Below are 13,368 nucleotides of genomic sequence, written 5' to 3' on the forward strand. Positions count from 1 at the left end.
CCGGAATCTCGAGATTCCGGGTTCGCCCTTCGGGCGCCCCGGAATGACGGCGTATGTCAAATCAAATACTGCTTCGTGATGATTTCGCCCAGCCTGGAATTGTCCGCGATGAATTCCTGAATGAATTCATGCACGCCATGCTGGAAAATGTCGTTCATGTTGCTGTGTTCGAGCCGGTTGCGGATGCCGCGGGCGTGGCGCTGGGCCGGGCCCTGGCGGCCATAGGCGACGCCGATCTGGTCGAGATTGCGCACGAGATTCTCGTAGCAGCTCGCCAGCGAGCGCGGCAGCGTGCCGTTGAGGATGAGCAGGTCCGCGACCAGCCACGGCTTCAGCGTCTCGCGATAGACCCAGTGATAGGCCGTTAGCGCCGAGACCGAGCGCAGGATCGAGCTCCACTGATAAAAGTCGAGCGGACCGCCGACATGCTCCTCCTCCGGCAGCAGCACGTGATACTTCACGTCGAGAATGCGCGCGGTGTTGTCGGCGCGCTCCAGATGCAGGCCGAGGCGGGAGAACCAGTAGGCGTCGTTGCGCAGCATCGTCCGGTAGGCCGAGCCGTCGAAGCGCAGCGAGGTCTCCTGCACGAAGCGCAGGAACTTTGCGAGCTCTTCGCGGGTCGAGGTGCCCTTGCTCCAGACCTCCTGCAACTCGATCCAGGCCGAGTTGATGGTGTCCCACATCTCGCTGGTCAGCGCCGTGCGCACCGAGCGCGAATTCAGCCGCGCCGCCTCGATGCAGTTCCTGATCGAAGAGGGGTTGTCGGCCGAGAACGAGAGGTAGTCGACGACGTTGTGCTCGTTGGCTTCCTCATGGGTCTGATAGAAGCTCTCCGCGACGCCGGCGGTGAGCAGCGCGGAATCCCATTCGTTGGTCTTGCCGATATAGGTGGCGGGAAGCGCGGTGACGCGCAGGGTCGCATCGATGGTGCGTGCGAGATATTCGGCCCGTTCGACATAGCGGGCGAGCCAATAGAGGTTTTCGGCGGTACGCGACAGCATCTCTCTACTCGTCCAGAATCCAGGTGTCTTTGGTACCGCCGCCCTGGCTCGAATTCACTACGAGCGAGCCTTCCTTCAGCGCCACACGTGTCAGCCCGCCCGGCACGATGGTCGTGCTCTTGCTGCCGGTCAGCACGAAGGGGCGAAGGTCGACATGACGCGGGGCAAGGCCGGAGGCCGTGCAGGTCGGGCAGGTCGAGAGCGCCAACGTCGGCTGCGCGATAAAGCCTTCCGGCTCGCGCTTCAGCTTCTCGCGGAAGGCCTCGATCGTCGCCTTGGTGGCGGCGGGGCCGATCAGCATGCCGTAGCCGCCTGAGCCGTGCACCTCCTTGACGACGAGCTCGCTGAGATTGTCCAGCACATAGGCCAGATCTTTCGGCTCGCGGCAGCGCCAGGTCGGCACGTTCTTCAGGATCGGCTCCTCGCCGAGATAGAATTTCACGATGTCGGGCATGTAGGAGTAGATCGCCTTGTCGTCGGCGATGCCGGTGCCGACCGCGTTGGCGAGCGTGATGTTGCCGGCCGCGTAGGCCGACATCAATCCAGGTACGCCGAGAACGGAGTCCGGGCGGAAGGTGAGGGGGTCGATGAAATCGTCGTCGACGCGCCGGTAGATCACGTCGACCCGCTTCAGCCCTTCCGTCGTCCGCATGAACACTTCGTTGTTCCTGACGACGAGGTCGCGGCCTTCGACGAGCTCGACGCCGAGCTTGTCGGCAAGGAAGGAGTGCTCGTAATAGGCGGAGTTGTAGACGCCCGGCGTGAGCAGCGCGACCGTCGGCTCGCTCGAAGCGCTGTGCGGTGCGACCGAGCGCAGCGCGGCGAGCAGCTCATCCGGATAACGCTCGACCGGCGCCACCCTGTGGCGGGCGAACAGATCCGGAAACAGCCGCATCATGATCTCGCGGTTTTCCAGCATGTAGGACACACCCGAGGGCGTGCGCGCATTGTCCTCAAGCACGATGAAGTCTTCGGCGTCGACCCGGACGATGTCGATGCCGGCGATGTGCACGTAGACGTCGTGCGGCACCTGCTGGCCGTTCATCTCCGGACGGAAGACCGGATTCTGGAAGATCAGATCCTCGGGCACGACCTCGGCGCGAAGGATGTCGCGGCCGTGATAGATGTCGCGCAGGAACATGTTCAGCGCCTTGACGCGCTGCTTCAGTCCCTTTTCCAGCACCGTCCATTCCCTGCCGGACATGATGCGCGGGATCACGTCGAACGGGATCAGGCGCTCGGTGGATTCGGAGTCCCCGTAGACGGCGAAGGTGATGCCGATCCGGCGGAACAGGAGCTCGGCCTCCTGGCGGCGATATTCGAGCGCCTCGGGAGGCGTCTCCTTGAGCCAGCGCGCCAGCTCCTGATAGGCGGGGCGAAGGTCCCCGCCGGGAATATTCATTTCATCAAACGCGACTGCCATAGATCCCGACTTGTCTCCGCAAGGCGTTGCGCCATGTGGCAGGTCGTCTGGCCTTGGTGAAGACCGCAACGTCCTGGCCATGCGGCAAGAGTGCATGACTTTCAGGTGGTAGCAAGGGGCGGGCCAGCGCGATAAGCATTGAGAGAGGGCATTTGCCGGGGCTAGTCGGCGGCCTGCCTGAAAAAATGGCTGAGGACTGCTTATTTCGGCAGCAAAAGCGCGTGACTTCAACGCGTTACCCCGGCAAATTCGGGACTACAGGTGAGGGACTTAAGGCATGAGCGAGATCGTCACGGCGGGCATTCTGGTCATCGGGGATGAAATCCTGTCCGGCCGAACCAAGGACAAGAATATCGGCTTCATCGCCGAATACCTGACCAATATCGGCATCGACCTGAAGGAAGTGCGGATCGTCTCCGACGACGAGGACGATATCATCGCAGCTCTGAATGCACTGCGGCATCGCTACACTTATGTCTTCACCACCGGCGGCATCGGGCCGACCCACGACGACATCACCGCCGACAGCGTCGCCAAGGCGTTCGGTGTCGGCATTGACCACCACCCCGAAGTGGTCGCCCGTTTCAGGGAGCGCTGGAGCGAGCAGGACCTCAACGAAGCCCGGCTGCGCATGGCCCGCATCCCCGATGGCGCCGAGCTGATCCAGAGCGCGACCATCCTCGCGCCCGGCTTCAAGATCGGCAATGTCATCGTCATGGCCGGGGTGCCCTCGATCATGCAGGCGATGATGGACATCGTCTCACCCAAATTAAAATCCGGTGTCCGCATGCTGTCCGAATCGGTCCGCGCCAACGCGCGGGAGGGCGATATCGGCAGCCCCTTAAGGGCCATCGCCGCCGCCCACCCCGACACCATCATCGGCAGCTATCCCTTCATGGACGAGGAGCAGAAGCCCAACACCAATCTGGTGGTGCGTTCGCGCGATGCGGATAAGCTCGCCGCAGCGATGGCGGCGGTGAAGGAAATGCTGGCGGGATTGAACGCCGCCCGGTAGCAAATGCCGGCAGACCAAAGCAGGAGACGACGATGGCTGGTGAAGCACCGGAACTGAGCGCGCAGGAGCGGGCAGGCAGGCCCTTTCCAGTGTCGTGGGACCAGTTCCACCGGGATTGCCGGGCACTGACCTGGCGGCTCAACGAGGTCGGGCCGTTCCACGCGGTGATCGCGATCACCCGCGGTGGCCTGGTGCCGGCGGCGATTGTGGCGCGCGAGCTAGGCGTGCGCGTGATCGATACGGTCTGCATCGCCAGCTACGACCATGACAAGCAGGGCGATCTCCAGGTCCTCAAGGGCATTTCCGAACAGGCGATGAAGCTTGGCGGCGGCACCGGCAAGGGGCTGTTGATTGTCGATGACCTCGTCGACACCGGCAAGACCGGCAAGCTGGTTCGCGAAATGCTGCCGGATGCGCATTTTGCCACCGTCTACGCCAAGCCGAAGGGCCGTCCGCTGGTCGACACCTTCATCACTGAGGTCTCGCAGGACACCTGGATCTTCTTCCCCTGGGACACCGCGCTGTCCTATCACCCCCCGCTTCGCGACGGTGCGGCGTGACCATCCCCGTCATTGCGAGCGAAGCGAAGCAATCCAGACTGCTTCCGTGGACGCATCTCTGGATTGCTTCGCTTCGCTCGCAATGACGCGCGGTGGGACCATGCCCCTGCAAAACCGCGTCACGCCGACCGGCGACATCATCGCAACGCCACACCGCGGAATGTTCACCGGCAATCGCGGCATCATCCATGATCCCGCGACCAAGACGCTTTTGAAGAAGCGCTGGTCGTCGCCGGCCTGGCTGACCTGCACCTGCGAATTCCGCGGCCGCCGCCGCGAGGTGATGGCGCAGCGCAGCTGGACCGAGCTGTTCTTTCTCGACGAGGCTACCGCGCTCGCCGCCGGGCATCGCCCCTGCTTCTATTGCCGCCGCGACGATGCCAATCGCTTTCGCGGCGCATGGGAGAAGGGCAACCGTGTGCACGATGTCCGCATGCACGACATCGACGCCGTGCTGCACCACGAGCGGCTCGATCACGGCAGGAAGCGGCTGCACGCCCTGCTGGTGCCGCTCGACCAATTGCCCGAGGGCGCGATGGTTCAGCAAAGCGAGGCCAGCTATCTCGTCACGCAGGGCAGGGCGCTAAAGTGGTCGCCGGCGGGATACTCTGCGGCGGAGCATTTCGCCGACGACGCAATGCTGCTCACGCCGCCGTCGACACTCCGCACGCTGCACGCCGGCTATCGACCGGTGCTGCACCCCTCAGCGCAGGCCTAAAGCGCGATGAGATTGGGTTGAATCGTCATCGCGCTTTAGCTCTTTGTTTGAGCATGATCTTTTCGGAAAACCGCTTCACACTTTTCCGGATCATGCTCTAGCGTCGAATCCTCGTCATCACCCCAGCTTCTCGCGCGCCAGCGCCGCGCCGGCGCCGAGCGCCATCAGCTTGGCTTCGGCGATCTCGCGCCGCATCGGCGCCATGCCGCAATTGGTGGTGGCCATGATGTTGCTCTTGGGCACGAATTTCGAGACAGCGTCGATCACTTGTACGACGTCCTCGGCGGTCTCCACCGTATCGCTGGCGACGTCGATGACGCCGGCCTGCACGATCTTGTTCGTCAGGAGCGCCAGCAGGTCGAGCGGCACTTTGGAATTGCGGCACTCGATTGCGACTTGCTGGATCGGGCTGGCGTCGATCGCCGGAAAGATCTGCTCGTACTGCCGCCACTGGCTGCCCAGCGTCTGCTTCCAGTCCGTGTTGGCCTTGATGCCGTAGCCGTAGCAGATGTGCACGGCGGTGGTGCAGGTGAGCCCTTGCGCGGCGCGCTCCAGCGCCTTGATCCCCCAATCGTTGACCTCGTCCATGTAGACGTTGAAAGCCGGCTCGTCGAACTGCACGAGATCGACGCCGTCGGCGGCAAGCGCCTTGGCCTCCTCGTTCAAGAGCTCGGCAAAGGCGAAGGCCATCTTGACGCGGTGGCCATAGTAACGGTCCGCAATGGTATCGATGATCGTCATTGGACCGGGCAGGGTGAATTTCAGCTTCTTCTGGGTGTGCGTCCGCGCCACGCGCGCCTCGAAGTCGTGCACCCGCCCCTTGAGCCGCAGCGGCGCGACCACCTGCGGCACCATCGCCTTGTAGCGATCCTTGCGGATGCCCATCTCGACCTTGTGGGCGAAGTCGATGCCTTCGATCTTCTCCAGGAAGCCGTGCACGAAATGCTGCCGGGCCTGCTCGCCCTCGGTGACGATGTCGATGCCGGCGTCCTCCTGGACCTTGAGCCAGATCAGCGTCGCATCGCGCTTGGCACGTAGCAGCTCGTCGCCGCCAGATTTCCAGGGCGCCCAGAGCATGTTGGGCTCGGCGAGCCATTCCGGCTTCGGCAAGGAGCCGGCGATCGTGGTTGGAAACAGCATGGCGGCCCTCCCGGCGGGTTGTTGCGCCCCTTCCTGCCATGTCTTAACGTCGAGGTACAGAACAACAAAAGTCGCCCTCTATTCCACCGCTCTCTCCCCGTCATTGCGAGGAGCCCCTGCGACGAAGCAATCCAGACTGGTTCCGCGGAAGGATTCTGGATTGCTTCGCTTCGCTCGCAATGACGAGGATGGAGCGCGACAAGACACAAGGAAACGCGCCATGATCGAATTCTTCTTCGACTGTTCCAGCCCCTGGACCTATCTCGCCTTCCATAACATCCAGCCGCTTGTGAAGGAGCTTGGGGCCGAGATCACCTGGAGACCGATCCTGGTCGGCGGCATCTTCAACACGGTCAACCCCAGCGTCTACGCGCAACGGGAGAAGCCGGTGCCGCTGAAGGCGCGCTACATGAAGAAGGATCTCGCCGACTGGGCGCGCTCGGCGGGGCTCTCGATCAAGATGCCGCCGACGGTGTTCCCAGTAAACAGTGTGAAGGCGATGCGGGGCTGCATCTGGCTCGGAAAAGACATGGTGCCGTTCGCGACATCAGTGTTCGAGGCCTATTGGGGCAGCGACAAGGACATCTCGCAGGACGCGGTGCTCGCCGAGATCTGCAGGAAAGTCGGCATCGACGAGCAGAAATTCTTTGCCGGCATCTCCGAGCAGGCGATCAAGGATCAGCTCAAGGCCAACACCGAGGAGGTCGTCGCCCGCGGCGGGTTCGGCTCGCCGACCATTTTTGTCAACAGGACCGACATGTACTTCGGCAACGACCGCCTGCCGCTGATCCGGGAGGCGCTGCTGCGCAGCAAGGCGAGCGCGGCCTGATGGTGCGCACTGTGGTCTGCCGCACGCTCGGCGCGCCCGAAACGTTGCGACTGGAAGAGTTTCCATCGCGCGCCCTGAAGCCGGGCGAGGTGCGCGTCGCGATCCGCGCTGCGGGTCTGAACTTTCCTGATGTGCTGATGACAGCGGGCGAGTATCAGCTCAAGCCCGAGCTGCCGTTCACGCCCGGCGTGGAAGCTGCCGGCGATGTGACCGAGGTCGGCGCGGAGGCGAGGGGCGTCTCCATCGGCGACAAGGTTATCGTGAAGATGCGTTACGGTGCTTTCACGGACGAAGCGGTGGTGACGCGTTCGCAACTCACGCCCATGCCGTCGACGTTCGACTACGCGGAAGCCGCGACCTATCTCGCCGGCCATGGCACCGCCTATCACGCGCTGATCGACCGCGGCCGGGTCGAGCGGGGCGAGGTGCTGCTGGTGCATGGCGCCGGCGGCGGCGTCGGCCTTGCCGCCGTCGAGATCGGCAAGATGCTGGGCGCAACCGTGATCGCGACGGCGTCCAGCGACGAGAAGCTGGCGATTGCGAAATCGCGCGGCGCCGATCATCTCGTCCGCTACGATCGCGAGCCGTTTCGCGATGCCGTCAAGCGCATCACCGACGGCCGCGGTGCCGATGTCGTGTTCGATCCCGTCGGCGGTCAGGTCTTTGAAGACTCGATGCGCTGCATGGCCTGGGGCGCACGGCTCCTGGTGATCGGCTTTACCGGCGGCATCGGTTCGGCCAAGACCAATCTCCTGCTGATCAAGGGCGCCAGCGTGCTCGGCGTCCGCGCGGGTGAAGCCGTGCGGAAAAACCCGGAGCTTGGCGAGATCAGGCTGAGGGCGCTGCTGGAATGGGCGGAGGAGGGCAAGCTGCGCCCCAACATCTCGCACCGCCTGCCGCTGGAGGATTGCGCCAAGGCGATGCGGCTGTTGCTCGACCGCAAGGCGATCGGGCGGGTGGCGCTGGTGATGGATTGACCTTCATCACTGTCATTCCGGGGCGCCCGAAGGGCGAACCCGGAATCTCGAGATCCCGGGTTCAATGCTTCGCATCGCCCCGGGATGACGCTTCGCGTCACTTGTACTCCCGTTCCGTCCACCACGGGAAATAATCCGGCATGTCGCTCGACACCTTGTTCTTGAACTGCGCCGGCCGCTTCTCCAAGAACGACACCACGCCTTCCCTCACATCGTCCGAGCGGCCGCGGGCATAGATGCCGCGGCTGTCGATCTTGTGCGCTTCCATGGGATCGTCCGCGCCCATCATGCGCCACATCATCTGGCGGATCAGCGCGACCGACACCGGCGCGGTCTTGGCGCAAAATTCCTTGGCGAGCGCGCGGGCGGTCGGCAGGAGATCGTCGGGCGCCACGACCTTGCTGACGAGGCGACCGGCGAGGGCCTCCTGGGCCGGGAAGACGCGGCCCGAATAGCACCATTCCAGCGCCTGCGAGATGCCGACGATGCGCGGCAGGAACCAGCTCGAGGCCGCCTCCGGCACAATGCCGCGCTGGGAGAACACGAAGCCGAAGCGCGCGGCCTCGGATGCGATGCGGATGTCCATCGCGAGCTGCATGGTGACGCCAATGCCGACCGCGGGACCGTTCACCGCGGCGATCACGGGCTTGAGGCACTTGAAGATGCGCAACGTCACCTGGCCGCCGCCGTCGCGCACCTGCGGGTCGCTGTAATCGACCCTACCGTCCGCGAAACGCTTGACCGGTCCGCGCCGCGCGTCGCGATCGAATGTATCGGCGCCCGACGACAGATCCGCACCCGCGCAAAAGCCGCGACCGGCGCCTGTGACGATGATGGCACGGACATTGTCGTCCTTGTCGGCGGCGTCGAACGCGTCGATCAGCTCTCCTTGCATCTGTGCGTTGAAGGCGTTGAGCTTGTCGGGCCGGTTCAGCGTGATGGTGAGGATCTGCTCGGCGACCTCGTATTTGATCGTCTGATACGCCATCGATGGTTTCCTTCCTGTCGTTCTTGAATCAATTCTGTCATTGCCGGGCTTGACCCGGCAATCCATCTTTTTTGATGACGATGGATGCGCGGGTCGAGCCCGCGCATGACGAGTTGTGCTGAGGCGCTACGTGCGTGTCGCTACTTCGCCGGCGGCCTCGGCCACGGCCTCTGAGGGCCGCGCAGGCCTTCGAACGCCTTGGCCAGGCCGAGCACGCCGATATCGTCGAAGCGGCGGCCGACGATCTGCACGCCGATGGGAAAACCGCTGGCGTCGAAGCCGCCATTGATGGTGAGGGCCGGGTTCTCCGACATATTCCACGGCACGGTAAAGGCGATGTGTTCGAACGGCCGCATCGGATCGTTGGTGGGCGAGGCCCAGTCAGCCGGGTAGTTCACGTTCGGCGCCGTCGGCGAAATCACATAGTCGAGCTCGCAGAACAGTTTTGACGCCGCCGCGCGGATCGCCATGGTCTGGTTGAAGCCTCTGACAACATCGACGCCCGATAGCTTTGCGCCTGAAGCGCCCCATTTGAAAATGTAGGGCAGCACCTTTGCCTGGTCGGCCGGCGTCAGTTTCGACAGATCGTCCCACATCCGCGCGCGCCAGAAATTGTCGAGGCCGTCGAGCATCTCGCGCGTCAAGATGCCGTTGACCTCGGTGACGACGCTGCCTGCGGATTCGAATGCCTTTGCGGCCGTCACCGCGACCTCGCGGACGGCCCTTTCCGCCGGCAGGCCGACGCCGGCATCGAGCATCAGGCCGATGCGCAATTTGCGCGGCGACTTCTCAAGTCCCTTCCAGTTCAGCGGCTCCGCCGGCAGGCTCATGCCGTCGCGCCGATCGGGCTTGGCGATCACGCTCATCATCAGCGCGCAATCATCGACCGTGCGGGTCATCGGGCCGGCGACGCGGCCGACATAGGGGGGATCGATCGGCACGCGGCCAAAGCTCGGCTTCAACCCGACAAGGCCACACCAAGCGGCGGGTAACCGCACCGAGCCGCCGATATCGGTGCCGAGATGCAGGGGGCCATAGCCCGCTGCGGCGGCCGCACCTGCGCCCGCGCTGGAGCCGCCCGGATTCTTGGAGAGGTCCCAGGGATTGCGCGCCAGCGCATGGAACGAAGAGAGCCCCGAAGACAGCATGCCGTAATCGGGCATGGTGGTCTTGGCGAAGATGATGCTGCCTGCCTCACGCAAGCGCGCGGCGGGCGGCGCGTCCTTCTCGGCCGGCACCAGCTTGACGCTCGCAGCGCCCAGCGGCACCGGCACGCCCTTGGTCGCGATGTTGTCCTTGATCGTGACAGGCACGCCGTCGAGCGGGCCTGACGGCTCGCCTCCGGTCCAGCGCGCGGTCGAGGCTTTTGCGGCCTCGCGCGCGCTGTCAGGATCGAACGCATAGAGCGCCTTCAGATGCGGCTCCCACGCAGCGACATGCGCGAGCAGATCCTCCAGCACCTCGCTTGGCGAGAATTGTTTTGCCCGATAGCCCGCGATCAGATCGACCGCGGAGAGATCGTGCAGCGAGGTGATCGCATCCTCAGCACTCTTCTTCTGCATTGCTAACCGACCGGCATGCGCGTTTCGACGATCCGGGCGAACATGCTGGCGCCGATCGGCAGGATCTTGTCGTCGAGCACGAAGCCGGGATTGTGCACGGGCACGGAGCCGTCATGGCCGACCCAGAAATAGGCGCCGGGAATGGTCTCCAGCATGTCGGCAAAATCCTCGCTGCCCATCTTCGGCTGGCTGCGGGTGATCACCTTGGCGGGGTCGACCACGGTGCGCGCGACCTCCTCGACCACCTTGGACTGCTCGACCTGGTTGACCAGCACGTTGAAGGTGTCGCGGATGTCGACGTCGATCACGCAATTATAGGCGCTGGCGATGCCGGCGCAGATGGTGCGGATGCGTTCGCTGACGAGAGTGCGGACTTCCTTCGAGAAGGTGCGGATGGTGCCGCACAGATGCGCATCGCCGGGAATGACGTTGTAGGCGGAGCCGGCATGGATCTGGGTGATCGACACGACGGCGGCCTGGAGCGGCTCGACGTTGCGGCTGACGATGGTCTGGATCGCCTGCGCCAGCGTGGTCGCGATGATCACCGCGTCCTTGGAGCGCTCGGGCATCGCGCCATGCGCGCCATAGCCGGTGATGCGGAGATCGAAGAAATCGGCGCTGGCCATGGCCGGGCCCGGCAGGATCGCGATCTCGCCGTGGTTGAGATCGGGCGCGTTGTGCAGGCCGTAGAGCTCGTCGCACGGAAACTTCTCGAACAGGCCGTCCTTGATCATGGCGCGGGCGCCGCCGAGGCCTTCCTCGGCCGGCTGGAAGATCAGGTGCACGGTGCCGTCGAAATTCCGTGTCTCGGCGAGATAGCGCGCGGTGCCGAGCAGCATGGTGGTGTGGCCGTCATGGCCGCAGCCGTGGAAACGGCCGGGGATTTTCGAGCTCCATTTCAGATTGGTGTTCTCTTCCATCGGCAGCGCGTCCATGTCGGCGCGCAGGCCAATGCGCTTGCTGCCCGAACCCTTGCCCTTGATGACGCCGATCACGCCGGTGCCGCCGAGACCGCGATGCACCTCGATGCCCCAGCTTGCCAGCTTGTCGGCGACGATGCCGGACGTCCGCACCTCCTCGAAGCCGATCTCGGGATGGGCGTGGAGGTCGCGCCTGATAGCGGTCAGTTCGTCGGCATAGCCGTCGATGCGGTCGATGGTGGGCATGTGGTCCTTTTCCGTCAGCGAGTGGAAGCGCGCGACGTTAGCCCCGCCTTCGCGGCAAGGGCAAGCAACGAGACAATCGCGCCACGCATGGGCTCAAGCTGTTTTGGGAATGCTTGCCGCGCACACCGTCATTGCGAGCGCAGCGAAGCAATCCAGGATCGCTCTGCGGAAACCGTCTGGATTGCTTCGCTGCGCTCGCAATGACGCGGGGAGAGAGTTTAGGCGCTCGCTCCCACGCCCTCCGACACCGGCCGGAAATTCGCAAAATCCCAGTGGCGGCCCGGGGCGGCATCCAGCAGTGCCCTGGTGTAGGCCTCCTGCGGATGCGTCAGCACCTCTGCGGCAGGACCCTGTTCGACCACGCGGCCATGCTGCATCACCACGACCTCGTCGCAGATTTGCGCGGCGACGCGCAAATCATGGGTGATGAACAGGATGGCGATGCCGAGCCGCTTCTGGATCTCGTCGAGCAGGTCCAGCACCTGGGCCTGCACCGAGACGTCGAGCGCGGAGACCGCTTCATCCGCGACCAGCACGTCAGGGTCGAGCGCAAGCGCCCGCGCAATCGCGATGCGCTGGCGCTGGCCGCCGGAGAATTGGTGCGGATAGCGCGAGACGGCGTCGGCGGGGAGGCCGACCAGCTCGAGCAGCTCGCGGGCACGCTTCATGGCGTTCGCATGCGAGACGCCGTAATTGATCGGGCCTTCCGCGATGCTCTCGCCGACGCTGACGCGTGGATTGAGCGAGCGATAAGGATCCTGGAACACGATCTGGATCTTCTGCCGGTGCGGCTGCAGCAGCCGGCGCGAGATGTCGGAGATCTCGCGGCCGGCGAGGCGCACGCCGCCCGAGGTCGGGTCGATCAGGCGGACGATGCAGCGCGCCACCGTCGACTTGCCCGAGCCGCTCTCGCCGACGATGCCGAGGGTGCGACCCTTGCGCAGCGTCAGCGTCACCTTGTCGGCGGCGACGACCTCGCGGCCTTTGCCGAAGAAGGCGCGCTCCTTGTAGACCTTGCTGAGATCGTTGGCCTCGAGCACGACGGGCTCACGGCTGTCCTCACGCGGCGGCCGTGGCACCAGGCTCGGCACGGAGGCCAGCAAATTGCGGGTGTATTCCATCGTGGGATTGCGCAGCACGGTGTCGAGCGGGCCGGTCTCGACCAGCCGGCCCTGCCGCATCACCGCGACGCGGTCGGCGATCTCAGCGACCACGCCCATGTCATGGGTGATGAACAGCACCGCGGTGCCGTGATCGCGCTGCAGCTCGCGGATCAGCGACAGGATCTGCTTCTGCGTGGTGACGTCGAGCGCGGTGGTCGGCTCGTCCGCAATCAGCAGCTTCGGTTCCAGCACCAGCGCCATCGCAATCATGATGCGCTGGCGCTGGCCGCCGGAGAGCCGGTGCGGGTAGGAGGCGAAGATGCGCTCGACCTGGGGCAGGTGGACCTGCTCCATCATGTCGAGGATGCGCCGCTTGCGTGCCCTGGCGTCGAGCCTGGTGTGGGCGCGCAGCACCTCGTCGATCTGGCGGCCGACCGGCACGACAGGATTGAGCGCGGTCATCGGCTCCTGGAAGATCATCGCCATCTTGGTGGCGCGCAGCTGACGCAGGCGGCGATCGGTCGCGGTGAGGATTTCCTCGCCGACGAGCTTCACGCTGCCGCCTGATGGAACCAGCGTGCCCTTCGGCAGCAGGCCCATCGTGGTGAGCGAGGTCACCGACTTGCCCGAGCCGCTTTCGCCGACGAGGCACAGCGTCTCGCCTTCGTGGACCTTTATCGAGATGCCGTCGATGATCTTCGGCCCGCCCGTTTTCTTGCCGACGGAGACGACGAGATTGTTGATGTCGAGGATGGTGTTGGTCACGTCATTTCTCTCCGCCGTCATTCCGGGGCGCGCGTAGCGCGAACCCGGAATCCATCGGGCCGCAACTCAAGAGGTGAAATGGATTCCGGGTTCGCGACTTCGTCGCGCCCCGGAATGACAG

12 protein-coding genes are annotated in these 13,368 nt (G+C 64.5%); 5 read left to right on the plus strand and 7 right to left on the minus strand.

All coding sequences use genetic code 11. The features are described 5' to 3' along the window. Nucleotides 1-56: 56 nt before the first annotated feature. On the minus strand, nt 57-1,001 hold the full coding sequence (locus ACNJX9_RS16420) for an alpha-E domain-containing protein (RefSeq protein WP_057740903.1): 945 nt from the start codon (nt 999-1,001) through the stop codon (nt 57-59). Between the two features lie 4 nt (nt 1,002-1,005). Further along, entirely contained in the window at nt 1,006-2,424 is a 1,419-nt protein-coding gene (locus ACNJX9_RS16425; protein ID WP_057740905.1) for a circularly permuted type 2 ATP-grasp protein, read from the minus strand. Nucleotides 2,425-2,701: 277 nt separating this feature from the next. On the opposite strand from ACNJX9_RS16425, the gene ACNJX9_RS16430 reads away from it, so the two are divergent. The 3 genes from ACNJX9_RS16430 (at nt 2,702) to ACNJX9_RS16440 (ending at nt 4,717) form a co-directional block, all read left to right on the plus strand. Beyond that, nucleotides 2,702-3,439 (plus strand): competence/damage-inducible protein A, encoded by a 738-nt coding sequence (locus ACNJX9_RS16430; protein ID WP_057740907.1) that lies wholly within the window; start codon nt 2,702-2,704, stop codon nt 3,437-3,439. Between the two features lie 32 nt (nt 3,440-3,471). Then, nucleotides 3,472-3,999 (plus strand): xanthine phosphoribosyltransferase, encoded by a 528-nt coding sequence (gene gpt / locus ACNJX9_RS16435; RefSeq protein WP_057740910.1) that lies wholly within the window; start codon nt 3,472-3,474, stop codon nt 3,997-3,999. A 100-nt stretch (nt 4,000-4,099) separates the two neighbouring features. Then, nucleotides 4,100-4,717: a hypothetical protein gene (locus ACNJX9_RS16440; RefSeq protein ID WP_439409542.1), complete on the plus strand. Its 618-nt coding sequence runs from the start codon at nt 4,100-4,102 to the stop codon at nt 4,715-4,717. Between the two features lie 117 nt (nt 4,718-4,834). On the opposite strand, the gene ACNJX9_RS16445 is transcribed toward ACNJX9_RS16440, so the two are convergent. Continuing rightward, complete coding sequence (locus tag ACNJX9_RS16445) at nt 4,835-5,857, minus strand: methionine synthase (protein ID WP_439409543.1); 1,023 nt, start codon at nt 5,855-5,857, stop codon at nt 4,835-4,837. Between the two features lie 220 nt (nt 5,858-6,077). Here ACNJX9_RS16445 and ACNJX9_RS16450 point away from each other — a divergent pair, with 220 nt between their 5' ends. Continuing rightward, nucleotides 6,078-6,686 (plus strand): 2-hydroxychromene-2-carboxylate isomerase, encoded by a 609-nt coding sequence (locus ACNJX9_RS16450; protein ID WP_439409544.1) that lies wholly within the window; start codon nt 6,078-6,080, stop codon nt 6,684-6,686. Further along, entirely contained in the window at nt 6,686-7,663 is a 978-nt protein-coding gene (locus ACNJX9_RS16455) for an NADPH:quinone oxidoreductase family protein (protein ID WP_439409545.1), read from the plus strand. Before ACNJX9_RS16450 ends, ACNJX9_RS16455 begins: the two co-directional genes overlap by 1 nt. Nucleotides 7,664-7,760: 97 nt before the next feature. On the opposite strand, the gene ACNJX9_RS16460 is transcribed toward ACNJX9_RS16455, so the two are convergent. From ACNJX9_RS16460 to ACNJX9_RS16475, 4 genes are all read right to left on the minus strand, one after another. Next, a complete protein-coding gene (locus tag ACNJX9_RS16460; RefSeq protein ID WP_439409546.1) occupies nt 7,761-8,651 on the minus strand; it encodes a crotonase/enoyl-CoA hydratase family protein in 891 nt (296 codons plus the stop codon). 140 nt (nt 8,652-8,791) lie between these two features. Next, nucleotides 8,792-10,213 (minus strand): amidase, encoded by a 1,422-nt coding sequence (locus ACNJX9_RS16465; protein WP_439409547.1) that lies wholly within the window; start codon nt 10,211-10,213, stop codon nt 8,792-8,794. Nucleotides 10,214-10,215: 2 nt separating this feature from the next. Then, nucleotides 10,216-11,379 (minus strand): M20 aminoacylase family protein, encoded by a 1,164-nt coding sequence (locus tag ACNJX9_RS16470; protein WP_057740923.1) that lies wholly within the window; start codon nt 11,377-11,379, stop codon nt 10,216-10,218. Between the two features lie 218 nt (nt 11,380-11,597). Then, nucleotides 11,598-13,247 carry an ABC transporter ATP-binding protein gene (locus ACNJX9_RS16475; protein ID WP_439409548.1) on the minus strand — a complete coding sequence of 550 codons (1,650 nt, stop codon included), beginning with the start codon at nt 13,245-13,247 and terminating at the stop codon, nt 11,598-11,600. Between the last annotated feature and the right edge of the window lie 121 nt (nt 13,248-13,368).

The sequence above is a fragment of the Bradyrhizobium sp. BLXBL-03 genome, from assembly GCF_051853015.1.
Classification (GTDB): Bacteria; Pseudomonadota; Alphaproteobacteria; order Rhizobiales; family Xanthobacteraceae; genus Bradyrhizobium; species Bradyrhizobium manausense.

Excerpts from the sequence above, each read along its gene's own strand:
- ACNJX9_RS16420 (WP_057740903.1), bottom strand. The coding sequence starts at position 1,001 with ATGCTGTCGCGTACCGCCGAAAACCTCTATTGGCTCGCCCGCTATGTC.
- ACNJX9_RS16425 (WP_057740905.1), bottom strand. The coding sequence starts at position 2,424 with ATGGCAGTCGCGTTTGATGAAATGAATATTCCCGGCGGGGACCTTCGC.
- ACNJX9_RS16430 (WP_057740907.1), top strand. The coding sequence starts at position 2,702 with ATGAGCGAGATCGTCACGGCGGGCATTCTGGTCATCGGGGATGAAATC.
- gpt (WP_057740910.1), top strand. The coding sequence starts at position 3,472 with ATGGCTGGTGAAGCACCGGAACTGAGCGCGCAGGAGCGGGCAGGCAGG.
- ACNJX9_RS16440 (WP_439409542.1), top strand. The coding sequence starts at position 4,100 with ATGCCCCTGCAAAACCGCGTCACGCCGACCGGCGACATCATCGCAACG.
- ACNJX9_RS16445 (WP_439409543.1), bottom strand. The coding sequence starts at position 5,857 with ATGCTGTTTCCAACCACGATCGCCGGCTCCTTGCCGAAGCCGGAATGG.
- ACNJX9_RS16450 (WP_439409544.1), top strand. The coding sequence starts at position 6,078 with ATGATCGAATTCTTCTTCGACTGTTCCAGCCCCTGGACCTATCTCGCC.
- ACNJX9_RS16455 (WP_439409545.1), top strand. The coding sequence starts at position 6,686 with ATGGTGCGCACTGTGGTCTGCCGCACGCTCGGCGCGCCCGAAACGTTG.
- ACNJX9_RS16460 (WP_439409546.1), bottom strand. The coding sequence starts at position 8,651 with ATGGCGTATCAGACGATCAAATACGAGGTCGCCGAGCAGATCCTCACC.
- ACNJX9_RS16465 (WP_439409547.1), bottom strand. The coding sequence starts at position 10,213 with ATGCAGAAGAAGAGTGCTGAGGATGCGATCACCTCGCTGCACGATCTC.
- ACNJX9_RS16470 (WP_057740923.1), bottom strand. The coding sequence starts at position 11,379 with ATGCCCACCATCGACCGCATCGACGGCTATGCCGACGAACTGACCGCT.